20 protein-coding genes and 1 pseudogene are annotated in these 22,796 nt (G+C 51.4%); 16 read left to right on the top strand and 5 right to left on the bottom strand.

Going from position 1 to position 22,796, the window contains the following annotated elements; all coding sequences use genetic code 11:
• Positions 1–44: 44 nt before the first annotated feature.
• The 4 genes and pseudogenes from GY634_RS04940 to GY634_RS04925 all read left to right on the top strand — a co-directional run bounded on the left by GY634_RS04940 (position 45) and on the right by GY634_RS04925 (position 5,121).
• Positions 45–1,220, top strand: a pseudogene (locus tag GY634_RS04940) (benzoate/H(+) symporter BenE family transporter).
• Positions 1,221–1,375: 155 nt separating this feature from the next.
• Positions 1,376–2,173, top strand: a complete 798-nt coding sequence (locus tag GY634_RS04935; RefSeq protein WP_207625512.1) for an EamA family transporter — start codon at positions 1,376–1,378, stop codon at positions 2,171–2,173.
• 391 nt (positions 2,174–2,564) lie between these two features.
• On the top strand, positions 2,565–4,055 hold the full coding sequence (locus tag GY634_RS04930; protein ID WP_207625503.1) for a nucleobase:cation symporter-2 family protein: 1,491 nt from the start codon (positions 2,565–2,567) through the stop codon (positions 4,053–4,055).
• Positions 4,056–4,245: 190 nt separating this feature from the next.
• The gene (locus GY634_RS04925; RefSeq protein WP_166407459.1) at positions 4,246–5,121 is read left to right on the top strand and encodes a hypothetical protein; all 876 of its coding nucleotides are present in this window, start codon (positions 4,246–4,248) and stop codon (positions 5,119–5,121) included.
• 87 nt (positions 5,122–5,208) lie between these two features.
• On the opposite strand, the gene GY634_RS04920 is transcribed toward GY634_RS04925, so the two are convergent.
• Entirely contained in the window at positions 5,209–6,147 is a 939-nt protein-coding gene (locus GY634_RS04920; RefSeq protein ID WP_166407458.1) for a LysR substrate-binding domain-containing protein, read from the bottom strand.
• Between the two features lie 329 nt (positions 6,148–6,476).
• Between GY634_RS04920 and GY634_RS04915 the strand changes: the two genes are divergently transcribed.
• From GY634_RS04915 to argE, 6 genes are all read left to right on the top strand, one after another.
• Positions 6,477–6,683 carry a DUF3311 domain-containing protein gene (locus GY634_RS04915; protein WP_166407457.1) on the top strand — a complete coding sequence of 69 codons (207 nt, stop codon included), beginning with the start codon at positions 6,477–6,479 and terminating at the stop codon, positions 6,681–6,683.
• A 22-nt stretch (positions 6,684–6,705) separates the two neighbouring features.
• Positions 6,706–8,112, top strand: a complete 1,407-nt coding sequence (locus GY634_RS04910) for a sodium:solute symporter family protein (RefSeq protein WP_166407456.1) — start codon at positions 6,706–6,708, stop codon at positions 8,110–8,112.
• A 183-nt stretch (positions 8,113–8,295) separates the two neighbouring features.
• Positions 8,296–9,579: a flavin-containing monooxygenase gene (locus tag GY634_RS04905; RefSeq protein ID WP_166407455.1), complete on the top strand. Its 1,284-nt coding sequence runs from the start codon at positions 8,296–8,298 to the stop codon at positions 9,577–9,579.
• Positions 9,580–9,618: 39 nt separating this feature from the next.
• Positions 9,619–10,050, top strand: coding sequence for a RidA family protein (locus tag GY634_RS04900; RefSeq protein WP_166407454.1), 432 nt, complete (start codon positions 9,619–9,621; stop codon positions 10,048–10,050).
• Between the two features lie 15 nt (positions 10,051–10,065).
• On the top strand, positions 10,066–10,743 hold the full coding sequence (locus tag GY634_RS04895) for a DUF1028 domain-containing protein (RefSeq protein WP_166407453.1): 678 nt from the start codon (positions 10,066–10,068) through the stop codon (positions 10,741–10,743).
• On the top strand, positions 10,736–11,902 hold the full coding sequence (gene argE, locus GY634_RS04890; RefSeq protein ID WP_166407452.1) for an acetylornithine deacetylase: 1,167 nt from the start codon (positions 10,736–10,738) through the stop codon (positions 11,900–11,902). The genes GY634_RS04895 and argE overlap by 8 nt, the downstream gene beginning before the upstream one ends.
• A gap of 105 nt (positions 11,903–12,007) precedes the next feature.
• Here argE and GY634_RS04885 read toward each other — a convergent pair whose 3' ends face one another.
• Together GY634_RS04885 and GY634_RS04880 are read right to left on the bottom strand one after the other, a co-directional pair.
• On the bottom strand, positions 12,008–13,045 hold the full coding sequence (locus GY634_RS04885; RefSeq protein WP_278249007.1) for a C45 family autoproteolytic acyltransferase/hydrolase: 1,038 nt from the start codon (positions 13,043–13,045) through the stop codon (positions 12,008–12,010).
• A gap of 55 nt (positions 13,046–13,100) precedes the next feature.
• Positions 13,101–13,991, bottom strand: coding sequence for a MurR/RpiR family transcriptional regulator (locus GY634_RS04880; RefSeq protein ID WP_166407450.1), 891 nt, complete (start codon positions 13,989–13,991; stop codon positions 13,101–13,103).
• A gap of 164 nt (positions 13,992–14,155) precedes the next feature.
• Between GY634_RS04880 and GY634_RS04875 the strand changes: the two genes are divergently transcribed.
• The 3 genes from GY634_RS04875 to GY634_RS04865 all read left to right on the top strand — a co-directional run bounded on the left by GY634_RS04875 (position 14,156) and on the right by GY634_RS04865 (position 17,992).
• The gene (locus GY634_RS04875) at positions 14,156–15,490 is read left to right on the top strand and encodes an aspartate aminotransferase family protein (RefSeq protein ID WP_166407449.1); all 1,335 of its coding nucleotides are present in this window, start codon (positions 14,156–14,158) and stop codon (positions 15,488–15,490) included.
• An 18-nt stretch (positions 15,491–15,508) separates the two neighbouring features.
• Positions 15,509–16,033 (top strand): carboxymuconolactone decarboxylase family protein, encoded by a 525-nt coding sequence (locus tag GY634_RS04870; protein ID WP_166407448.1) that lies wholly within the window; start codon positions 15,509–15,511, stop codon positions 16,031–16,033.
• A gap of 225 nt (positions 16,034–16,258) precedes the next feature.
• Positions 16,259–17,992: a porin gene (locus GY634_RS04865; RefSeq protein ID WP_166407447.1), complete on the top strand. Its 1,734-nt coding sequence runs from the start codon at positions 16,259–16,261 to the stop codon at positions 17,990–17,992.
• Here GY634_RS04865 and GY634_RS04860 read toward each other — a convergent pair.
• Together GY634_RS04860 and ogt are read right to left on the bottom strand one after the other, a co-directional pair.
• On the bottom strand, positions 17,989–18,822 hold the full coding sequence (locus tag GY634_RS04860) for a methylated-DNA--[protein]-cysteine S-methyltransferase (RefSeq protein ID WP_166407446.1): 834 nt from the start codon (positions 18,820–18,822) through the stop codon (positions 17,989–17,991). The genes GY634_RS04865 and GY634_RS04860 overlap by 4 nt on opposite strands.
• A gap of 31 nt (positions 18,823–18,853) precedes the next feature.
• Positions 18,854–19,411: a methylated-DNA--[protein]-cysteine S-methyltransferase gene (gene ogt / locus GY634_RS04855; protein WP_166407445.1), complete on the bottom strand. Its 558-nt coding sequence runs from the start codon at positions 19,409–19,411 to the stop codon at positions 18,854–18,856.
• Between the two features lie 129 nt (positions 19,412–19,540).
• Here ogt and GY634_RS04850 point away from each other — a divergent pair, with 129 nt between their 5' ends.
• The 3 genes from GY634_RS04850 (at position 19,541) to hemE (ending at position 22,515) form a co-directional block, all read left to right on the top strand.
• A complete protein-coding gene (locus tag GY634_RS04850; RefSeq protein ID WP_166407444.1) occupies positions 19,541–20,488 on the top strand; it encodes a cation diffusion facilitator family transporter in 948 nt (315 codons plus the stop codon).
• A gap of 119 nt (positions 20,489–20,607) precedes the next feature.
• On the top strand, positions 20,608–21,411 hold the full coding sequence (locus GY634_RS04845; protein WP_242683606.1) for a hypothetical protein: 804 nt from the start codon (positions 20,608–20,610) through the stop codon (positions 21,409–21,411).
• 30 nt (positions 21,412–21,441) lie between these two features.
• Positions 21,442–22,515: a uroporphyrinogen decarboxylase gene (gene hemE, locus GY634_RS04840; protein ID WP_166407443.1), complete on the top strand. Its 1,074-nt coding sequence runs from the start codon at positions 21,442–21,444 to the stop codon at positions 22,513–22,515.
• Positions 22,516–22,796: the final 281 nt, after the last annotated feature.

The following is a 22,796-nucleotide window of genomic DNA, read 5'->3' as shown; positions in this document are numbered from 1 at the left end:
GGTGTACAGTACTGACGGCGGAGAGTAAAAGAGAGAGACGTTACATGAAGAATTGGTCGTTGTCGGCATGGGTAGCCGGCTTTTTGGCTGTGCTGATTTCCTATTGCGGGCCGCTGGTTATTTTTATACAGGCGGCAAAGGTCGGTGGCTTCTCGCAAGAAATGTTGAGCTCGTGGATTTGGGCAATTTCCATTGGCGCTGGGGTAAGCGGTTTAGCTCTAAGTTTGTGGTTGCGTATGCCGGTGATTACGGCATGGACAGCACCCGGCACGGCATTGCTGATTAACCTGTTTCCCGAGATTTCGATGGCAGAAGTGGTGGGGGCCTACTTTAGTGCGGCCTTGATCACGGCTGTGATTGGCGTGAGCGGCTACTTCGAGCGCATAGTGCACTACATCCCCAAAGGGATTGCTGCGGCCATGATGGCAGGAATTTTGTTCCAGTTCGGGGTGCAAGCTTTTCAGGCAAGCATGGAATTGCCATCGGTGGTGTTTGCCATGTTAGGCGTGTACTTAGTTAGCAAACGATTGTGGCCCAGCTATACGGTGATCTTGGTAGCTATTACGGGGTTTGCTATGGCATACCTGCAAGGCCATACGCAGTTAGATACCTTAAGTTTGCAATGGGGTACCCCCATTTTCACTATGCCCGAGTTTTCACTGAAAGTGTTTTTCAGTTTCACCATACCATTGGTAGTGGTAAGCCTGACGGGGCAGTTTTTACCCGGTATGGTGGTCATGCGCTAGGCGGGCTACAACATGCCGTCGCGTGCGGTGGTAACCGGTACCGGCTTGGCGTCTATGGTGGTGGCATTTTTTGGTGGTATTACGGTGGTCTTGGCCGCGATTACTGCCGCGTTATGTACGGGAAAAGAAAGCCATGCCGACCCCGAAAAACGCTATGTGGCGGGTATTGCCAATGGCGTGATCTATTTAATTGGCGGCACCTTGGCAGGTAGTATTGTGCTGATCTTTAATGCGATTCCGGCGGTGTTGGTAGCCGCGTTGGCTGGCCTAGCGTTAATAGGGGCGATTGTGGCCAACATACGGCTGTTGGCGGATGATCTAAGCTATATAGAACCCTCGGTGATTACCTTTTTAGTGACGGCGTCAGGCATGTCGCTAGGTGGTCTAGGTTCGGCATTTTGGGGTGTGGTGATAGGCTTGATTGCATACTGGGTATTGCGGGTAGGGCGGGTGACCAAGCGCACCACTCCTTAGTCGGCAACAGTAGCGCTACCGTTTTGTACAGATACCGGGGTTGTGCACGTACGCACAATATTATTTAGATTTCTTTGATGGTTTTTGCGTTGAAAAACACTACTGCATCGCCTGTTTCGGTGCCTTTATTTGCGATTGGTGTGTTGTTGGTGGCGATGGCTTCGCTGCAGTTTGGGGCAACGCTGGCGAAAAGCATGTTTCCTATGGTGGGTGCCTTGGGTACGACCACCTTGCGTCTGGCTGTGGGCGCGATGTTAATGATGCTGGTACTGCGGCCGTGGCGTACACCGGTGTCGGGTAGAGGGCAGTTTAAGGCTTTGCTGGCGTATGGCGTGTCCTTAGGCATGATGAACATGCTGTTCTACACCTCGCTGTCTACTATTCCGTTGGGCATTGCCGTTTCGCTAGAGTTTTTAGGGCCGTTGATTGTGGCATTAGCAGGCTCTAGACGAGTACGGGATATTGCGTGGGTCATTATTGCAGCCTGTGGGTTGATTTTGTTATTGCCCAGCGTAAGCGGCGTAGACCTAGATCCTATTGGTATGTTGTTTGCGTTGGCGGCGGGTGGCTGTTGGGCGCTTTATATTGTGTTTGGTAAAAAGGCGGGGTCCGCCTATGGCACTTCAACGGCGGCATGGGGTACCTTAATTGCGACCTTGGTGGTGTTGCCTGTCGGTATAGGGACGGCAGGCTCAGCATTGTTAAATGCGTCGTTAATTCCAGTGGCGTTGGCCGTGGGCGTACTGTCTACAGCGATTCCTTTCACCTTAGAGGTGATGGCCCTAACGCGTATGCCCGCTAGTGTGTTTGGCATGATGCTGAGTTTAGAACCCGCCTTTGCGGCACTATTTGGGCTGCTCTTTTTGCATGAGCAATTACAAGGCTTACAGTGGTTAGGTATTGCCGCTGTGATTTTAGCCTCGGCTGGCGCCGCCATGAGTTCTAGGCAATAACACAGTTTTTTTGCATCTACTAGATGGGCAATACCCCTAAGGGCTAAAAAACGCAGAAAAACGTGGTGTATATATCACGGTCACACCACGCTAAGCCCCATTTCATCGGCTTTATCAGCAAACGCAAGAAAACGCCCACAGGCTATAAGCGTTTGCATATTCCACTTATCAAACCGTACCACCTTTCGGTGATATCCCCCTTCCTTTAACTTTATGCGTGTGCTGCTAGACATCGCAGCATGTGCAGGCTGTGGTTGTGGTCATCGCAACCTTATAAGGGACTACACAATAAGCCCCATAGCCTGAACGACTCTCTATACCTGTTTGACTGCAATAGGCCATTCCTGGATTTGTTGAGAGTACGAAACATATATTAAAAAGGAGACCCTAGATGTCAGCTCAAACAGAGAAAAATCAGCCTGTTGACTGTGGTGGTGTAGATGAACGATTGCCGCTAGGTAGTCTGGCTACGCTGGGCATTCAACACGTGATGGTTATGTACGCTGGTGCGGTAGCGGTGCCATTGATTATTGGTGCGGCGCTGGGTCTGACCAAAGAGCAGATTGCTTTGTTGATTAATGCAGACTTGCTGTGCTGTGGTTTGATTACGATTATTCAAGCACGTGGGGTAGGCGTGTTTGGTATCAAGCTTCCAGTGATGATGGGTGTATCGTTTGCGGCGGTAAGCCCCATGATTGCCATTGGTTTAGATCCCAATCTAGGGTTGACGGGGATTTTCGGGGCCACAATTTTGGCCGGTATTTTTAGCGTGCTTATTGCCCCTATTTTCAGTCGCATGATGGGGTTATTCCCGCCTGTGGTCACGGGCATCATCATTACGGTGATTGGTATTACCTTGATGCGCGTGGGGTTAGAGTGGGTAGGAGGCGGTAAGCCTCAAATCCTAGACCAAGTGACGGGCCAAATGATCGCTAATCCCGAGTATGGCTCTATGCAAAACTTGGGGACCGCGCTATTGGTGTTGCTGATTATTTTGGGTATTACCAAGTTTGCTAAAGGCTTCTTGTCTAACGTTGCGGTATTGATTGGCTTGCTGGCGGGTTTTTTTATTGCATTGGTGCAAGGCCGCATTAACTTTGACGGTTTGGGCGATGCCAGCTGGGTTGCTATTGTTAAACCGTTTGCCTTTGGTGTGCCTACATTGAGCTGGAGCCTGTTGGGAGCCGCCGCGGTTTTGTCATTGATTATGGTAGTGATTATGGTGGAGTCGCTGGGTATGTTCCTAGCGTTGGGTTCCATCTGTGGTCGTCCGCCTAGCCGTGAAGACTTGGTACGCGGTCTGTCTACCGACGGTCTGGGTACTTTGATAGGCGGCATTATGAATACCTTTCCGCACAGCTCATTTTCGCAAAACGTGGGTTTGGTGAGTGTGACCGGTGTACGAAGCCGTTGGGTGTGTGTGATGGGCGGTGTATTTCTGATCACGTTGGGCTTGTTCCCCAAACTGGCATTCATCGTGGCTTCTATCCCTAACTACGTGTTGGGCGGCGCTGGGATTGTGATGTTTGGTATGGTGGCGTCCACCGGTATCAAAATCTTGATGTCTGCTGATCTGAACAGCAACCGTTACAACCCTTATATTGTGGCGATTAGCCTGGGTATGGGCATGATTCCTCTGGTGGCAGAGCACTTGCTGGACAAAATGCCTAGCGTGTTAGCCCCCTTGCTGCACAGTGGTATTTTGTTGGCGGCGGTATCGGCTATTACCTTAAACCTGTTTTTCAATGGCATTGCCCGCCCAGAGCGTAGCAAACACGAAAGCAGTGCACCTGCTACGGTTGCAGCCACGACTGAAACCGGACCTAGACTGGTCACTCAGCAGGATACGCCTGCGACTCAACAGCTGGCATCCCAGCACTAAACGAAAACACACAGAAGGCTGTCCGGTGGGCAGCCTTCTTGCTTTGCTGCGTACCCCGTCTACGGGTTAATGCCCAGTCAAAGTGAGAGTAGTCATTAAAGGAAGGTGAACACGACAATTTTTTTACACCAAAGGCGTGTCTAGAACGGACAAAGATCCAAGGCACGTTTATAACGAAGGGGAGACAATAATGAAAAAATTAAGCACGACGCTACTGGGATCATCGGTTCTGGCGATGGCAGCGTTTAGCACATCAGCAGAGGCGATCACGTGGAGCGATAACTTCATTAGTTACCGCTACGGCACACAGTTTCACGAGCCCATGAACGATAAGGATGTGACTAAAAACATTCTTAGCTTCACGCACGTAAGCGGCTATACCTACGGGCAAAACTTTCTGAACATAGACATGTTGCAGTCCAGTAAGGCGGATCCCTCGAATGGCAGCGGCAACAATGGGGCCACAGAGTTCTACGCTACCTACAGGCATCAATTGTCCATGGGCAAAGTGTTTGATACGGACTTAAGCTTTGGGCCAATTAAAGATGTGGCCTTAACGGCTGGTTTTGACCTCAACACTAAAAATACCGCCTTTGCTCCACGTAAGCGTTTGCTGGTGGTGGGGCCTACCTTAAAGTTTGATGTGCCACGCGGGTTCTTGGATTTGAGCTTGATGTACGGTAAAGAATGGAACCATTGCGGTTTGGGGGCGCCAGCGTGTCCTGATAGCAATAGATCATTTGATCCGCAGTTCATGGCTAGCCTAGCGTGGAACCTACCTTTCGATGTGGGTGCCGTGCCGTTCAAATTCCAAGGCTTTGCGAACTACAACAGCCCTAAGGGTCGTGATTACGCAGGTATTAGTACCAAATCCGAAGTGTTGGTGCGGGCGTCGCTGATGATGGACGTGGGTAAGGTGATGTTCGACACCAAGAACACCTTCTGGCTAGGTGTAGGCTACGAGTACTGGCATAACAAGTTTGGTAACCGCTACATGGCCAATGGCAACCTTAAACCCGGTATCAAAACTACCGCACCTATGCTGCAGGCCGAGTGGCACTTCTAAGGTAACAGCGTTACACACGTGGATAACGCAATGATTGACGCCCCATACACACGATAGATTCGTGTGGTGGGGTGTTTTTTATAGTGCTTACGTTATAGGTGGTGGCAGTCGTCCTGCGGCATCTAGCTGCGAGAGGCGTGTGCGGCAGAAATCTAAGAAGAGCTGTGCAGGCTTCGTGATCTGTGTGCGTTTTAAGCGTGCGCACACCAAACCAGAGCGGGCTACAGGCTCTTTAATGTCTACACACACAATACGTTTGCCATCGTAGGTGCGGTCTACCACGGGGCGCGTGACCAGCAACGAAAAGCCAAAGCCTTGTGCCACCATGCCGCGCACCATTTCTATGGAAGGTGACCCAAACACAATATTGGGGGTAAGGCCCAAGTCGTGAAACAGGCTGACAAAGAACGTACGGCTAGGTTGTATATCCAGCAAGATCATGGGTTCGGCACACAGATCAAACATAGAAATGCTTTCTTGTTGTGCAAAACGGTGGTTTTCAGGCAGCAGCACATACGGCTTTTGCGGCGGCATCAGTGGTTCTGTTTCAATCGTCCCGTCTAGTTCGTGCTCGTATAAGAACACCAAATCGAAGGAGCCAGCCGTAAGCCCTTGCACGAGGTCTTGCTGGTCGCCATCGCGTAGCCGCAAATTTAGCCCTGGATGGCGTTCTCTGAATTCCGCCAAGAGCATGGGCAGATACAGCGGTGCCACGGTTTCAAAACAGCCAATGTCTATTTTTCCGGTGACCACATCGTTGTCGGCCAGCGCGTTTTGTTCAAATTCGTATGACAGTCGTAATAGCTCTTCGGCTTTGCTGTAGAAGCGCTCGCCACTAGAGGTAAGTGATACGCCTTGGGCGTGATGGCGAATAAAGAGCTGCACCCCAAAACTGTCTTCCAAGTTCTTGATGGCATTGGAAATAGAGGGTTGTGCAATATGCAGTTGGCGCGATGCGCCTGCGACGCTACCGGCTTGCACGGTGGTCACGAAGTATTTGAGTTGTCGTAGTGTGTAGAAAGCCATACGGCCCTCCTGCTGGTGGTGCTTGTCCGGGCACCGGTGTACTTGCCTCTATTGTAGGGGCTGAAAAGCAATGCGTGAGGGCTTTTTACGTTAAATACCAGCAATTACAGGCTCATAACGCCCAGTTGAGGGCGGTTGTCAGTGCTGGGGTTTTCCCTAGAAGCCTAAAAGATCACGTTTTTTACATCTGCCTGAAGGCCAATCGTGGCGCGGCTTAGCGTGGCTAACGATATTTAGTTTATGGCTTGACAAGCTTTTTAGTAGTTAAGGATTCAAGCATCCCTGCGCTAGCATCACAACCTCATCAAGTCATCACACGAGGAGGGGTCATGACAAGACGTTTCTTGAGCCTACTAATAGGGCTGATCATTCCCTATGCCAGCATCATGCTGGGCATCTACCATTTTCGCTTTAGTACCGAGTTCATCTTAGGTTTTCCGCCTTTGTATTTCTGGGTGTTCTTGTGGTTCTTCCTGACCACCATCTGTATTTCCACAGCATGGTTCTTGGATAAAAAAGACTACCAAGACGAATAATAACGATCGCTAAGGAATACTCATGGCAGCTTTTATTTTTATTTCTATCATCCTGTTCTCGCTGTTGTTGGCCTTGATGGTCAACCGCAATGCCAAAAAAGGGGACGTGGCTGATTTTCTGGTGGGTGGCCGTTCGTTTGGCGTGATCATCCTGTTCTTCTTGGCGGTGGGTGAGATTTACAGCGTGGCGACCGTGATTGGTTTGCCCGGCAGTATTTATGCCAAAGGTGTGAACTACGGTATTTGGTTCATGGCGTTCTTGCTGTTGATTTACCCCGTAGGTTATTTCTTGGCCCCCAAAATCTGGCAAGCCGGTAAGCACTACGATGCGATGACTGCGCCTGATTTGTTTAAAAGCCATTTCAAAAGCCGTACCTTGGAGTTGGTAGTGGCCGTGTGCTACTTGATGTTCCTGATCCCTTGGGCACAAATGCAATTCCAAGGTTTGATCGTGGCGTTGAATGCCTTGGGCTACGAGATTGAGCCTGTGGTGGCAGTGATTATTGCTGGTGCGATTGCGTTTATCTACATCTCGATTTCTGGTGTGAAAGCGCCCGCCATGATTGCAGTGTTGAAAGACATCTTGCTGTTTGGCGCCATTGTGGGTGTGGGTTGGGCAGCGTTCCACAAAATGGGTGGTGTGGAAGAACTGTTTATTGCAGCACGTGACCAAGGTGCGTCTATTGCTTACGCCAACCAAGATGAAGTGGTGTTCTCTATGTCCACCATTGTGTTCCAGTCCATGGCGTTCTACTGCTTGCCATTCATGATCACGATTTTGTTCACCAGTAAGTCTGCGGGTGGTATTAAACGCGCCAAACGTTTTATGCCGCTGTACATGCTGATGTTCCCGTTCTTGATCGCAGCAGCCTACTACGCCATGGTGAAGATCCCGAATCTGCCAAGCCCTAACCACGCCTTCATCGCCACAGCGATTGATGTATTGCCAAGCTGGGCGGTAGGTTTCGTGGCCGCTGGTGCAGCACTGTCTGGTCTGATTTTGATCTCGGTAATTTCGTTGTCCGTAGGCGGTATCTTTACCCGTAACTTGGTGAGCAACGTACCACTGCAGTCACAGAAACGTTTGTCGCAGATCGTGATTCTGGTGTACCTGATCATCTCTATGATTTTGACCGTGGTGTTGCCAAGCTTGATGTTGAACCTGATGAACACCGCTTACGCTGGTTTTGGTCAGATGTTGCCAGGTTTGTTGTCGGTAGTGTTCTTCAAGCGTGCAACGGCAGCAGGTGTATTGAGTGGTTTAGTGGTAGGTATTGCAGCGGTATTTGCGATGTACTTCAGCGAATTCAACCTGTACGCCCTCAATATTGGTTTGATTGCCTTGGTACTGAACTCTATCACCGTGTTTGTGGTGAGCGCGTTGACCCAACGTAGTGCTGTGCCAGGTCTGAGCACCAAAACAGCGTAATTGTCCTCGCTAGTCGGGCCATGACTTCGCTCTGGCCTGACAGCAAGCACTGATAGAGCAGTGCCTACACAACTCTAGTTTTGACATTTAACGCAGCGCAAACATATACCGGGCAGGTGTGGTGGCAGCTGTAGCAGCGATAAACCGCTGCCGGACTATATCCGTTCAGAAGGAAACAGAAAAATGACTATTGAATCCATTGATACGCTGGTGATTGGCGCCGGACAAGCTGGTGTTGCGGCCAGTGAGCATTTGAGCAAATTGGGTGTAGCGCACGTGGTGCTAGAGCGTGACCGTATCGCCGAGCGTTGGCGCACAGGTCGCTGGGATTCGTTGGTAGCCAACGGCCCCGCATGGCACGATCGCTTTCCTGGTTTGACGTTCCAAGGCATTAGCCCTGATGCATTTGCCAGCAAAGACCAAGTGGCCGACTACTTTGAAGCCTACGCTAAACAAATCGATGCACCAATTCGTACTGGCGTGGAAGTGAAGAAAGCCGTGCGTAACGAAGGTCGCCCTGGCTTTCGCGTGGAAACCTCTGCAGGTGTGTTTGATGCTTTGAATTTGGTAGTAGCAACTGGCCCGTTTCAGTGTCCTGTGATCCCTGCTATTGCGCCTAAAGACGAGCGTTTGCATCAGATTCACTCGGCCGCTTACATGAATCCTGCGCAGTTGCCTGAAGGTGGTGTGCTGGTGGTCGGTGCGGGCTCGTCCGGTGTACAGATTGCAGAAGAATTGCTGCGTTCAGGCCGTGATGTCTACCTGTCAGTAGGCCCGCACGACCGTCCGCCCCGTAGCTACCGTAACCGTGATTTCTGCTGGTGGTTAGGTGTGTTGGGTTTGTGGGATGCAGAAAAAGTTACCCCCGGTCGCGAACACGTCACCATCGCGGTAAGTGGTGCGAACGGTGGTTACACCATCGACTTCCGCAAACTGGCTGCCCAAGGTATGAAGTTAGTAGGTCTGACTAAGTCTTTTGAAGAGGGCAAAGTCACTTTCCAAAACGATTTGGGTGACAACATTCGCGCTGGTGATGCCAACTTGATGGCCTTGTTGGATGCCGCTGACGAGTACGTCACACGCAATGGCTTGGATCTGCCTGAAGATCCAGAGGCGCGCGCGTTGTTGGCTGACCCAGAGTGCATGGTGAACCCCGTGTTGGAACTGGACCTGATCAAGGCGGGCGTACGTTCCATTATCTGGGCTACCGGCTACGCGACCGACTACAGCTGGTTGGAAGTGGATACCTTTGATGAAAAAGGCAAACCATTGCATCAGCGTGGTGTGTCTACGGAAGAGCGCGGCGTGTATTTCTTGGGCTTGCCGTGGCAGTCCCGTCGTGGCTCATCCTTTATTTGGGGTGTATGGCACGACGCTAAACACGTGGCTGGCCACATTGCTACCCAGCAAACCTACCGTGCTTATCACGAAGAAAACCCAACTGCTCAGGCTGTAACGGCTGAGTAAGTTTACTAATAGTGCATTCCATTGATGAGGAATAACGCAATGCCTACACATACTCGTATTCGTATGTTCAATACCAAAGACACTTACCCTAACCAGACGTTGGATAACGATCTGTGTCAGGCCGTACGTGCGGGTAACACGGTTTATGTTCGTGGCCAAGTAGGTACGGACTTTGACGGTAATTTGGTGGGTTTGGGCGACCCTGCTGCACAAGCAGAACAAGCCATGAAAAACGTGAAGCAACTGCTGGAAGAAGCCGGCAGCGATCTGTCACACATTGTGAAAACCACTACCTACATCATCGACCCGCGTTACCGCGAGCCGGTGTACCAAGCCGTGGGCAAATGGCTGAAAGGCGTTTACCCCATTTCTACGGGTTTGGTAGTGGTAGCACTGGGTCAGCCCCAGTGGTTGATGGAAATTGATGTAATCGCTGTAATCCCTGAAGGTTGGGAAGCCAGCAAAGCCTAAGTAAGGAGTCAGACCATGACCTTCTCTATTATTGGACGTTGTGCAGAAACCGGTCAGTTGGGTGTGGCCATTAGTTCTTCCAGTATTGCTGTGGGTGCGCGATGCCCATGGGTACGTGCTGGTGTGGGCGTGGTGGCTACACAGAACGTGACGTTGCCAGCGTTGGGGCATCGTGTGTTGGATCAATTGCAGCAGCATAATCTGAGTGCAACGGATGCGTTGAAGCAGGCGCTAACCACGGATGACTGGAACGACTACCGACAAGTGACGGTAGTGGATGCGCAAGGGCGTACGGCCTTGTTCAGTGGTAGTGAAGCATTGGGGATTTATCACGCCGTTGAAGGGCAGCAGTGTGTTGCTGCAGGCAACCTGCTGTCCAGCAAGGCAGTGATTGAAGCCATGACGGCGGCCTTTGAAACTACCACAGGTATGTTGGCAGATAGACTGCTGGCTGCGATGCAAGCGGCGATGGCTGCTGGTGGTGAAGCTGGCCCTGTGCATTCTGCCGCGATGAAAATTGCAGGTGACGTAAGCTGGCCTATGGTGGACTTGCGCGTAGATTGGGCGGATGAAGCTCCCATCGACAAGTTAGAAGCACTGTGGCACGCCTACAAACCGCAAATGCAAGACTACCTAACCCGCGCCTTGAACCCTACCGCAGCACCTAGCTACGGGGTACCTGGGGATGAGTAATCTCTCTAGCCGGGACGTGTTGGAGCGACTGATTGGCTTTGCGACCGTCAGTCGTGACTCCAACTTGGAACTCATCACGTTTGTGCGCGACTACTTAGCGAGTCATGGCGTAGAAAGTGAACTGTTTCACAACGCTGAAGGCACTAAAGCCAGTTTGTTTGCCACCATTGGCCCCAAAGACAGGGGTGGGGTGGTGCTGTCTGGGCACACGGATGTAGTGCCAGTAGATGGTCAAAACTGGACAGTAGAGCCCTTTCAGCTCAGTGAGCACGACAGCAAACTGTACGGGCGCGGCACAGCCGACATGAAGGGCTTTATTGCCTCGGTGTTGGCGGCTGTACCGATGTTCGTACAAACTGACTTGAAAACGCCCATACATTTGGCGTTTTCCTACGACGAGGAAATTGGCTGCTTGGGCGTACGCCCCATGTTGGCTGAGCTGGCAAAACGGCCTTTAAAGTACAGTTTGTGTTTGATTGGTGAACCTACCGAAATGAAACCCGTATTGGGTCATAAAGGTAAGTTGGCGATGCGCTGCTGCATTAAAGGTGCGGCCTGCCATTCCGCCTACGCGCCTTACGGTGTGAACGCGATTGAATATGCTGCTCAACTGATCAATCGTTTAGGTGAAATGGGTAAGCGTCAGGCGCAACCAGAATTGCACGATACGCGTTTTGATCCTCCGTACTCCACCATTCAAACTGGCGTGATTAAAGGCGGTAGGGCCTTAAACATCGTTCCTGCCGAGTGCGAGTTTGATTTTGAAGTGCGTGCTTTGCCCGACTTTGATGCCCAAACGGTGGCCGATGAGTTGCAGCAGTACGCACAAACTGAGTTGGTGCCGGCCATGCAAGCTGTGCAAGCGGATACCGGCATAGAGATGCAGCCGTTAAGCGCGTACCCAGGTTTGGTCACGCCGCCAGACAGTGCTGCAGCACAATTACTGGCCCTAATTAGTGGGTCGGACGATTTTGGTACGATTGCTTTTGGTACCGAAGGTGGGTTGTTTGAGCAAGCCGGAATCCCCACCGTGGTCTGCGGTCCAGGCAGTATGGACCAAGGTCACAAACCAGACGAGTTCATTCATGTGCAGCAGCTAGCCGCATGTGATGCCATGCTGGTGAAACTGGCAAATCACCTTGCCCAACATAGCGTCTAAACAATAAGTGGTGTTGTTGTGAAGAAGGGGGCCCTGAGGTGCTGGTGATGCGGCAATACCTCAGGGCTGCTCTATTTGTAGGGCAGTAGCAGTCTGCGCTAGGTTTTAGCGGCGCTGTAACCCCGTAAACGAAAACACAGGGGCAAGAGTAGGGTCGTCGTATACCGACCAGTTCAGGTTGGGGCCTTCAAACACAAAATCGGCGGTTGCCATGGTGTTTTCATTGTCACCATCGTTGGCTTGTCGTCGGTAGATAGGGTAAGTGTCGTGATTGCGGTTACCCAAAATGGCCAGTGCATCAACCGTGCTCGCGGCATGGGTACGCGGTTCAGCTAGCAGCTCTTCACCCTGTAGTTGCCTGTAACCCGATGAACCGGTGATTATCTGTGGATAGTTCCGTTGGGTGGCATGAATAGCGTGGTTAGCGTGAAATCCCAAGTGCTCTATCGTTTCTACGGATACCTCGGCGCGGTTGAACTCCACACTTTTAATCGCACTATATGGATCGCATAGGTTCAGGTGAAACGCGCCAGCGCGTTGGTGCGTTTTCAACAACCGAATAGCGAGTGCAACGGTGGGTTGGCTAAGTATCGCTCTACACAACACCATGCGAGGAATGCCAGGCTTTGCATCCAGTGAGCGAATATTATTCACTGTCATCACCAACTGATGGGCATTGGTTGCAAAGGTATGGCCGGGTATAGAGCCGGGGTAGGCAAAGGAAACAAAGGCGGTGTCGTCATTGGGTGAGGCATGAACAACAGCACAGTGGCCGTAGAAGCCAGGGTCGCCATCTTCGTTATGCGTGATACGACGTTGAGGGGGAGTGGCTTGCAACACCGTAGTGCAACCATCGGGTGCCATGGCCCATAGGTCGCCCCTACAGTTCCACATGAAGGTTTCTTCCACAGACAACTGTAGGCCTTCGGCTAAGCCTTCAATTTCTTGCCAAATAGTGGGGAAGTGAGTTTGCACCTGCTCTTGCATAGAGCGCAGCTCAGGCGAGCCTAACCATTTGCGCAGGTGCAGCCATGCATCGCTGTGTAGCAGATGTTGATGTACGGCCTGCGCACCAAATTTTCCAAGTTGCACACCAATATCATGGTGTGACCCGCTGATCTGAAGGTAGTGAAGACTAGGCATAATTCTGGTTACTAATAAAAGTGAGGGAGGGCTAGAACAGTGCTACAAGGCGATATCAGTGCTTAGCCCAGTAAGCACCCGTGTGATGCAGTTGTTGTTCCGCTTTAGCGATGTCGCTTACCGCGCGCATCCCGGTGCGAGCGAGTAGCTGTTCGGCTAGTACCTCTACCAATGCCGAAGCGGCGGTAATAGAGGGAAAAAATGAGGAGGTTTCGGTGTTAAACAGCAGCAAACCATTAGCCTCTAGGGCAATGGGGGCAACAGGGCTGTCGCACATGGCAACGATTTGGCTACCTGCTGCTTTAGCCGCCTCATACACACGCACAATTTCTTGAGAATACGGTGCAAAACCTATAAGCAGCACGACATCGTTAGGCCCTAGACTGCGCAATTCCATTTCCAATGTGCCGGCATCGCTGCGCAGCATATAGACGGATGGGCGAAATAACCGGTACAGGTAATGAAAGCCAAATGCAGGGGGGTAGGAAGCCCTAAAACCCGCCACATACACGCGCTTGGCTTTGTGAATCATATCGGTAATAGCAGGCAGCTTTTCGGTATTCAGGTTTTCTAATGCTTGGATGTTCAACATTTGTGCATCCAGCATTTTTTGCTGCTTGTTGGGCGAGCGTTTATTGCGCACAACGCGTTGAGCCTGTTCAGCATAACCCTTTACCACCGTTTGTGGCAGCGAATGCACAAACACGGTTTTTAGCCCCGCCCAGCCGCTGTAGCCCAACGATTGTGCCAAGCGCACCAGTGTTGCCGGTTGCACGCCTGCTTGGCTGGCAACCGTACGCATAGAGACCACAGGCACTTCCGCCGGATGGTCTAGCAAATAGCGTACAGCGACTTGAAATTGCGGCGGCAGGCTAGAGAATTCGGCCTGTAGGCGCTCTATCAAATCATCGAAAGTCGTAGGGGGAACAAGGTGTTTGCGCGTCATGAGCAAAGTATATCTCAACTGGCCTGCGGCAAAGAGGCCACAGAAAAAAGGCTTTTATGGGATTATGCACAGCAATTGATTTATTTGTTGTATTGTAATTATCATATTCAACAAATGTTGTTTTTATTGGTGCTGTTCCTATTACGGATTTAAAGGTAGCCGCTATGACTCACGTATTTCATCGCAACCCCAAAACACAGCTGCCACGTGCTGTGCGCGGTGAGGGTATATATCTTATTGATGCTGACGGTAAACGTTATTTGGATGCTTCGGGTGGGGCGGCGGTATCGTGCCTAGGTCACAGCCATCCTGATGTGGTGGCGGCTATCAAAAACCAATTGGATGTGTTGCCATACGCACACTCGGCGTTCTTCACCAACGATGCCGTAGAAGAACTGGCCGATTTCCTCGTTGAGCGCGCCCCTGGCGATTTACAGCATGTGTACTTTGTATCTGGCGGCTCGGAAGCGGTAGAAGCAGCGCTAAAACTCGCTAGACAGTATTTTGTAGATACGAATCAGCCCTCTAAACACATTTTCATTGCTAGACGTCAAAGCTATCACGGCAATACCTTGGGGGCGTTGGGCATAGGTGGTAATGCATGGCGTAGAGCGCCTTTCTTGCCACTCTTGACCGAGTCCTACCATGTGTCGCCTTGTTATGCGTACCGTGACCAGTTGGCCGGTGAAAGCGAAGACGCGTACGCACAGCGCTTGGCCGACGAGCTAGAAAACACCATCTTGGAACTGGGCCCAGAAAATGTAGCCGCCTTTGTGGCAGAGCCCGTAGTGGGGGCGACGGCAGGGGTATTGCCACCGGTGGCTGGTTACTTGAAGAAAATCCGCGACGTGTGTGATCGCCATGGTGTGCTGCTGATTTTTGACGAGGTCATGTGCGGTATGGGGCGTACAGGCCACCTGTTTGCCTGCGCCGAAGATGGCGTAGCACCGGACATTATTACCATTGCTAAAGGCTTGGGGGCTGGTTATCAACCTATTGGTGCGATGCTTGCCAGCGACAAAATTTACCAAGCGATTTTGGCAGGCTCTGGGTATTTTCAACACGGCCATACCTACATGAGCCATGCCACGGCATGTGCGGGGGCATTGGCCGTACAGAAAGTCATTGAGCGCGATAACTTGCTGCAAAACGTGCGTGAACGTGGTGAGCAATTGCATAGTGAATTACGTACTGCTTTGGGTTCACACCCTAACGTGGGCGATATACGTGGTCGTGGTTTGTTCACCGGTATTGAGTTGGTGGCTGACAAGCAAAGTAAAGCTACCTTAGACCCTGCGTTAAAAACCCATGCCAAAATGAAGGCAGTCGCGCAGTCGTTAGGTTTGTTAATGTATCCCGGTGGTGGCACGATTGATGGCGTGCAAGGTGATCACATCTTGTTGGCGCCACCGTTTATTTGTACCGCTGAAGATATCAGCCGTATTGTTGAACTGTTAACGCAGACCATTCATCAGGTACTGCCGGTTCATGCTTCTTGATGCACGGAGGAATATTGCATGGCTCGTATTGAGTACGCCGATTTACAAGATCCTGAGGTAAGCCCGCTGGTAGAACAGATAGTTGCCGAGCGCGGCAGCGTACTGCACTTGTATCAAATGCTGTTAAACAGCCCACCCATTGCCAAGGGCTGGTTGAATCATTTAACAGGCATACGTTTGAATAGCAGTTTGCCAGGCGATTTGCGCGAGTTAATTATCATGCGAGTAGCGGTGCTCAATAAAGCACCCTACGAAGCGGATCAGCACGCACCTATCGCCCTCAAAGAGGGGGTAAGCCAAGCGCAGCTCGACGAATTACACACGTGGAAAAGCTCAACACTGTTTGACGATCGTACCCGCGCCGTGTTGGCGTATACCGATGCGATGACACGTGATATTCAGGTAGATGATGCAGTCTTCGAGGCTATACGTTCGCATTTCAGCAAACGTGAAGTGGTAGAGCTTACGGCGACCATTGCCACCTACAACATGGTGTCGCGCTTCTTAGAAGCCCTGCAAATTCATAGTGATGACCACCGCTAGGCCGTGGTTTTTCAGTATGACAAGTCGTAAAAGAAGCATCGTTTGTATCCCGTAGGTTGGGCACTATACCTGCGTATAGTGAAGTGATGCTTTTAGATGCCAGACCTATGCCAAGGCAGTCTGGCTGTGGGTGTGGGGCGATGCGAAAATACGGGTAGTTCGTGCTACTTGATGGCTACGTCATTAAATAGCCTCGTATTTTCGCATCACTTGCAGGACAGACCCATGCAACATGTATACCAATCCCCCATTTTCTTCGACGGTTCCGCCGCTACGCCACTGCGTACTGTGCGTAGAGCCGACTGTCTGCTGTCCACCTACGCACACTTGTCTTTAGCGGCTGTGCTGAAAAAGTTGGATACGCAACATCAAGGGCTGTCTTTCTCTGACGTGCTAAACAGGCTAATGAAGCAGGGCCTAAACCGTGTGGCGGTGAAAAAAGGCAGCGCCCCAGACTTAGCGGCTTACGCAAAACTGATGTCACAGCAAAGCTGTACTGTGCGTAGACAAAACCCAGTGGCGGGTCACGAAGGCAGCTATCAAGGCAAAGTCTCTGCTAGCTTGCTGGTACCTGGCGATATGGTGTTATTGGCGGCAGGTGATTGGGTGCCCGCAGACGTACGATTAATTAACCAAGACAACTTGGTGCTAGAACGCATGGTGTTGCAAGCATGGCCTGATAGCTGTGCCATGGGCGATAAAGTGATTGCTGGGACAGCACAAGCTGTAGTGGTGGCTACCGGAGAACAGACGTTGTTGAGTTTATTAATGCAGATGCCGGCGCAGCAGTGCCGCGAGCAAGAGAATCGTGCATTGCTGGCAAACTGGCGTCATAGCTTGCTGCGCCTTGCAGGTAGTTGTGCCCTGATGCTTGCAGCAGGCGGTTTGGCCTTGCATTCCGCCGCTAGCCATGCCGAAACCGAGCTATCACTGTACGGTACTTTGGATACAGGCATGAGCTGGACGCGCATTTCAGGCCAAGGGCATCGCACAGGGTTAGAAGAGGGTGGTCAAACAGATTCACTGTGGGGCCTGCGTGGCCAAGAAGATTTGGGTGGCGGTACCTATGCCAACTTCAAATTAGAAGGAGGCCTGAATCTGCTAACCGGTTCGGCCGAGGAGCCTGATCGCTTGTTTAACTACCAATCGTGGTTAGGGTTAAGCAATGAGCAATGGGGTGAGCTGCGCTTTGGTCGCCAGTACACCGTGGGCCAAGAATTTGTGTCGGAGTTGGAAATTGCGGGTTGGAAAGATTTTGGGATGGGGGCGTTGATGCGTGCCTCGGACAACTATCAAGTATCCAGCGCGGCGACATGGGTTAGTCCTGAATGGTCTGGCTTCCAACTTGGGGTGACACACAATCGAGATGTGGGTGAGCGCGACTGGGAAAAGAACCGCAAGCAACTGTACAGCGTCGCCGGGCGCTATGAGAATGGGCCATGGCAAGTTGCTGCCAGCTTCGAACGCTTGCAACGCGTAAGCGTGAATAACAGCGATAAAGCCCGCGCACCGCAAGCTACGCAGTTAGCGTTGAGCTATGACTTCGGCAGCGTGCGCTTGGCTACGGCATGGAGTCGTCAACAAAACGGCTTTGTAGGTCGCAACGGTGAAGAAGCTCCGGCAAGTCTAGAAGACATTGGGCTAGATGGCTTAGGGCCAGAGGAATTCATTAACGGTGGCAGGCTAGACACATGGTATCTAGGCGCCGCGGTAGAGTTGGGTGGCGGCGAAGTGCAAATGCAGTGGGCACTAGGCAAACCCAACTGGACATGGGAAGACACTGGCAGCAAAGCCAAAAAAATGCAGGTTATGTCGCTGGGTTATGTGTACCCCTTGTCGCCACGTACCAGCCTGTATGCTTTTGCGGCACACGGTAAACGCTACGATCCAGAAAATGTAGTGACATCAGCCGAGCCAAGTTCAAACCGTGTGGCCGTAGGTTTGACGCACCACTTCTAAGCGCTTTGCTCGCGTTGCAACAGTTGTTGTTTGCGAGCCAAGCCCCATCGGTAACCGCCTAGCTCACCATTGCTGCGAACAACGCGGTGGCAGGGGATAGCAAAGGCTAATTTATTAGCGCCGCAGGCATTGGCAACTGCTCGAACCGCTTTGGGCGAGCCTATGCGTGTGGCCAGTTCGGCGTAGCTTACCGTAGTGCCTGGCGGAATTTCGCGCAGAGCTTGCCACACGCGTTCTTGGAAGGCTGTGCCTTGTACATCTAAGGGTAGGTGTATGCCTATGTTGGGTTGCTCTATAGCCCCCACAACGTGAGCCACCAACAGATCGAAGTCAGGGTCATCGCCTATCAGTTGTGCCTTGGGAAACAAGTCTTGCAGTTGTTGAAGCACAGTTTGTGGGTCGTCATCCAATAAAATGGCACAGACGCCATGCTGACTTTGTGCCACAGCAATGGCACCCAGCGAACACTGTCCTAATGCAAAACGAATATCAGACCCGGAGCCCCCGGTTTTGTAGTCTTTGGGTGGCATGCCCAGCAGTTGTTGTGACTGCTCATAAAAACGACTGTTGGAGTTAAAGCCTGCTTCGTAGATGGCGTCGGTCACGGTGTGCTTGGGGTCTTGCAGCGCAGAGCGTAGCCGTTGGGCTCGGCAAGCAGCGGCGTAAGCTTTGGGGGTTAAGCCGGTTTCCGCTTTGAAAACACGGTGAAAGTGGTAGGGGCTCAGCCCTGCGGACGCTGCCAGTTTTGCCAAGTTGGGGGCAGGGTCTAGTGATTGCAGTTGGCGGCAAGCCTCAGCAATCAGAGCAGTATGGTGTGTAGTAGTACGCATGGCAGAGCTTCATAAAAAGTCCTATGAGCCTTTAGCGTAAAGCCAAAGGCAGTTGGCCACACTCCGTTTCTTGCTGTGTATGGGCGTATTCATGTTGCAGTAGCCACTGTTTACGTGGCAAGCCGCCACCATATCCCGTTAAGCGCTGGTTACTGCCAATCACTCTATGGCAGGGCACCACAATACTAATAGGGTTTGCGCCATTAGCTAAACCTACCGCACGTACCGCTTTAGGGTTACCAATGCGGTTTGCCAACTCGGCATAACTAATGGTTTGCCCACAGGGAATAGTGAGTAAGCACGTCCACACTTGCTGCTGAAAAGCCGTACCGCCTGTTTGGGTGGGTAGTTGCTCAATGGCTTGCATGTCGCCCTCGAAATAACGCAGTACAGCACGCGCGGCATCCGAGCGTATGTGTGTGTTTTGCAGTGTGTAAGGCTGGTCTTTGTATTGGCGTTGCATCAGCGTCTGCAGACGCTCAGCATGATCTTCCCAGTCTAGCGCGCGTAAGCGCCCTTGTTCGTCAGTCACCACTAGCATTTCACCCAGCGGTGAGGCGGCGCGTTCGAGTAGAAAAAGGGTAGACATAAGGACAGCCATGCAAAAAATAGGTAGTGAGATAGTGTAGAGTTTTCGCGTCTGATTCGCATCCGCTTTAGGAAAAATACGCTGACGTATAATGACAGCCGGTGCCATTACGACCACACAGGAGAGGGTATGCAACAGCCAGAAATTCAGCAAACTAGGCCATCGTTGGTGCGTTTTGCTGTGCTCTCCATTGTGGGTGCTATTCTTACCATTGCCTTGAAAGCGGGGGCGTACGCCTTAACCGGTTCAGTGGGGTTGTTGTCTGACGCACTGGAGTCTATTGTCAATTTAGTCGCTGCTATTTTGGCGTTGATTGTGCTGATTATTGCGGCTAAACCTGCCGACGAAAAACACCCGTACGGGCACGAGAAAGTAGAGTATTTTTCCAGTGGAGCAGAAGGGATGCTTATCCTCTTAGCTGCACTGATGATTATCGTGACAGCCATCGATCACCTGTTGAACCCTACCCCGCTAGAACAACCCGGTTTGGGTATGGGGTTGGCGGTATTGGCGTCTATTGTGAACTTTGTATTGGCGCGAATCTTGTTGGGGGCCGCACGCCGTCATGATTCCATTACCCTAGAGGCTGATGCCCAGCATATTCTTAGCGATGTCTGGACTACCGGCGGTGTGCTGGTGGGCGTTGGGATTGTGATGCTTACCGGTTGGTTATGGGTGGATGCTGTGGTTGCCATTGGGGTGGGCTTGCATATTATCCGTACCGGCTGGGGCTTGGTGAAACGCTCTATTAATGGGCTGATGGATGCCGCCTTGGCTGACGACGAGATCGCTCAAATTACCTCTGTGCTAGACACTTACTGCGAACAAGGTGTGCTGTACCACGCCTTGCGTACACGACGCTCGGGCGCACAGCGCTTCATGTCGGTACATATCTTGGTCCCTGGCAGTTGGACAGTGCAAAAAGGGCACGACTTGCTTGAGCAAATAGAGCAGCGCATTGCCAATGTGGTGAGCCCCATCCAAATTGATAGCCACCTAGAACCTTTGGAAGACCCCGCTTCATGGGATGATGGCGAGTCTATGCCAGCTGAGTTGCGGCGGTGTGCTCGTCCATAAGGGCTGACAGTATTATCAGTTGGTAATTGCTGAGTTGTCAGAACACCGAATTGTGGACGATTTAGGCTTTAACTACAGTACATCCATGTTTGTAATGCAGGCATTCATGGAGGTAAACGATGAAAGATCCCATCGATTGTGCGGTAGTAAGGCTAGACGAAACGCATGAAAGGGCTCGTGCTTTTGTGGGGGAACATGCGCAGGGTAAACTACGGGTACAAATGCTAGAGCGTCATGATTCAGTCTTGGCGCAGCAGGTTGATGACACACAGGTGTTGCGTGCATTGGCCATGCCAGCCAGACGGTTCGATGCTTGTTTGTTATCCGTTGGTCAGCACAACTTAGCGTTTGTGCGCAAAAGCCTGTTTTTTGCACAACAAAGCTTTCAAACTCCGCTGTTTTGTTTGGTGGAAGATTTAAAAGCCACCGCCATGGGCGACTTGTTAACACTGGGTGTGGCGGATTTTCTACGAGCTCCCATGTGCCTAGAAGAGCTGCGTACGCGTATCTACATGTTGAAACGGGTGCGGCAGACTACCCATGCTTTGCACGATAAGGCAACTACTGCCTACTATGCGATGGATCTCGATAAGGTAGGCGCAGGCCACAGTGTCGAAGAAGACCATTTATGCGCTACCATATTGCAGCAGAGCGGGGCCACTCTTGAAGCCTATGCGGCGGCGGTTGCTACCCGGTATGCCACCTCGCGAGAGTCCTTCCAAGAAGCCAAAAATATTGTGGTTTCGCGGTTTGAAAAAGCGTATATACGTGCCGCATTGGGGCGTAGCGCTGGGAACATCGCCATGGCGGCGCGTTCAGTGCAAAAGCATAGGCGTGCATTTTGGGCTTTGATGCGTAAACACGATATCAAAGCCGAAGGCTTTAGGAACCCACCAGGGCCTCCAGTACACACCGACGATTAAACGTCGGGCATTTTTCTTATAGGGATTGCTGTGTCTTTACCACAACTTAAAAACGATATTCTGTTGCGTTCATTATTACGTGAGCCTGTGCCATATACCCCCGTTTGGTTAATGCGCCAAGCAGGTAGATATTTGCCAGAATACCGAGCAACTCGTGCTGAGGCCGGTTCTTTTATGGGGCTGGCGCAGAATCGAGAGTATGCGTGTGAGGTCACATTACAGCCGTTGCGCCGTTTTGATTTGGACGCAGCAATTCTGTTCTCCGATATTCTGACCGTACCCGATGCCATGGGCTTGGGGTTGGGTTTTTACGAAGGTGAAGGCCCGCGATTTGCCTCGCCTATTCGTACCGAAGCAGATGTAGATAAACTGCATGTGCCCGATATGGCCAAGCTGCAATACGTTTTTGATGCAGTAGAACTCATTCGCCAAGAGCTTGATGGTCGCGTACCGCTAATCGGTTTTGCTGGTAGCCCCTGGACCATCGGCTGCTACATGGTAGAGGGCCAAGGGTCGTCTGACTACCGCATGATTAAAAGCATGCTGTATGCCCGTCCCGATCTGTTGCACCGTATTTTGAAAATTAACGCAGAAACCACAATCGAATACCTGAATCAACAAATTCGTTCGGGTGCGCAAGCGGCCATGATCTTTGATAGCTGGGGTGGTGTGCTGGCCGATGGTTTATTCCAAGAGTTCTCACTGCACTACACAAAAATGGTGGTAGACGGTTTAATCCGCGAACACGACGGGCGCAAAGTGCCAGTAATCGTCTTTACCAAAGGCGGTGGCCAATGGTTGGAAACTATCGCTGAGTGCGGTTGTGATGCCATGGGCTTAGACTGGACAGTGAACCTGTCGCAAGCGCGTCAGCGTATTCAAGACAAAGTGGCCTTCCAAGGTAACTTAGATCCAATGACTATGTTTGGTGGCGAAGAAGCCATTCGTCGCGAAGTACGCCGAGTTATTGATGACTACGGTGTAGTGGGTAACGGTGGCCACGTCTTTAACTTTGGTCATGGGATTTCCCGCTTCACGGATCCCGACATGGTTAAAGTCTTGGTAGACGAGGTACATAGCTACAGTGCAGCCATGCACAAGTAAGCAAATAAGGGCCTCTGGGCCCTTTTTCACGGTTGGCCTACTGTGGTTGTGCACAGTTTTACAAAATAGCCAACTTAGAAGTCGTTGTTCATGGTAAGTCTTTGGTTTTTATCGTAAGTTATTGAAATTAAACTAATATACTTATTTTTCAACAGGGACTGTTTATTTTCACAGTAGGTTGTCCACATCAATCCCCACAGTTTTCTGGGCTTTTTCCCCAAAGTTATCCACAGGCTGGTGGCCATAGCATGCTAGACAACTTACTTCTCCCTGCGAGTCAT

The sequence above is a fragment of the Paenalcaligenes suwonensis genome, assembly GCF_011290505.1.
Classification (GTDB): Bacteria; Pseudomonadota; Gammaproteobacteria; order Burkholderiales; family Burkholderiaceae_B; genus Paenalcaligenes; species Paenalcaligenes suwonensis.
This window is presented reverse-complemented; position numbering and strand designations above follow the sequence as displayed.

Coding starts and splice junctions, on each gene's coding strand:
- argE (WP_166407452.1), top strand. CDS start 10,736: ATGAGTAATCTCTCTAGCCGGGACGTGTTGGAGCGACTGATTGGCTTT.
- GY634_RS04860 (WP_166407446.1), bottom strand. CDS start 18,822: ATGCGTACTACTACACACCATACTGCTCTGATTGCTGAGGCTTGCCGC.
- GY634_RS04935 (WP_207625512.1), top strand. CDS start 1,376: ATGGCTTCGCTGCAGTTTGGGGCAACGCTGGCGAAAAGCATGTTTCCT.
- GY634_RS04865 (WP_166407447.1), top strand. CDS start 16,259: ATGCAACATGTATACCAATCCCCCATTTTCTTCGACGGTTCCGCCGCT.
- GY634_RS04845 (WP_242683606.1), top strand. CDS start 20,608: ATGAAAGATCCCATCGATTGTGCGGTAGTAAGGCTAGACGAAACGCAT.
- GY634_RS04920 (WP_166407458.1), bottom strand. CDS start 6,147: ATGGCTTTCTACACACTACGACAACTCAAATACTTCGTGACCACCGTG.
- GY634_RS04885 (WP_278249007.1), bottom strand. CDS start 13,045: ATGCCTAGTCTTCACTACCTTCAGATCAGCGGGTCACACCATGATATT.
- GY634_RS04900 (WP_166407454.1), top strand. CDS start 9,619: ATGCCTACACATACTCGTATTCGTATGTTCAATACCAAAGACACTTAC.
- GY634_RS04925 (WP_166407459.1), top strand. CDS start 4,246: ATGAAAAAATTAAGCACGACGCTACTGGGATCATCGGTTCTGGCGATG.
- GY634_RS04880 (WP_166407450.1), bottom strand. CDS start 13,991: ATGACGCGCAAACACCTTGTTCCCCCTACGACTTTCGATGATTTGATA.
- GY634_RS04915 (WP_166407457.1), top strand. CDS start 6,477: ATGACAAGACGTTTCTTGAGCCTACTAATAGGGCTGATCATTCCCTAT.
- GY634_RS04905 (WP_166407455.1), top strand. CDS start 8,296: ATGACTATTGAATCCATTGATACGCTGGTGATTGGCGCCGGACAAGCT.
- GY634_RS04930 (WP_207625503.1), top strand. CDS start 2,565: ATGTCAGCTCAAACAGAGAAAAATCAGCCTGTTGACTGTGGTGGTGTA.
- GY634_RS04850 (WP_166407444.1), top strand. CDS start 19,541: ATGCAACAGCCAGAAATTCAGCAAACTAGGCCATCGTTGGTGCGTTTT.
- ogt (WP_166407445.1), bottom strand. CDS start 19,411: ATGTCTACCCTTTTTCTACTCGAACGCGCCGCCTCACCGCTGGGTGAA.
- GY634_RS04895 (WP_166407453.1), top strand. CDS start 10,066: ATGACCTTCTCTATTATTGGACGTTGTGCAGAAACCGGTCAGTTGGGT.
- GY634_RS04910 (WP_166407456.1), top strand. CDS start 6,706: ATGGCAGCTTTTATTTTTATTTCTATCATCCTGTTCTCGCTGTTGTTG.
- GY634_RS04870 (WP_166407448.1), top strand. CDS start 15,509: ATGGCTCGTATTGAGTACGCCGATTTACAAGATCCTGAGGTAAGCCCG.
- GY634_RS04875 (WP_166407449.1), top strand. CDS start 14,156: ATGACTCACGTATTTCATCGCAACCCCAAAACACAGCTGCCACGTGCT.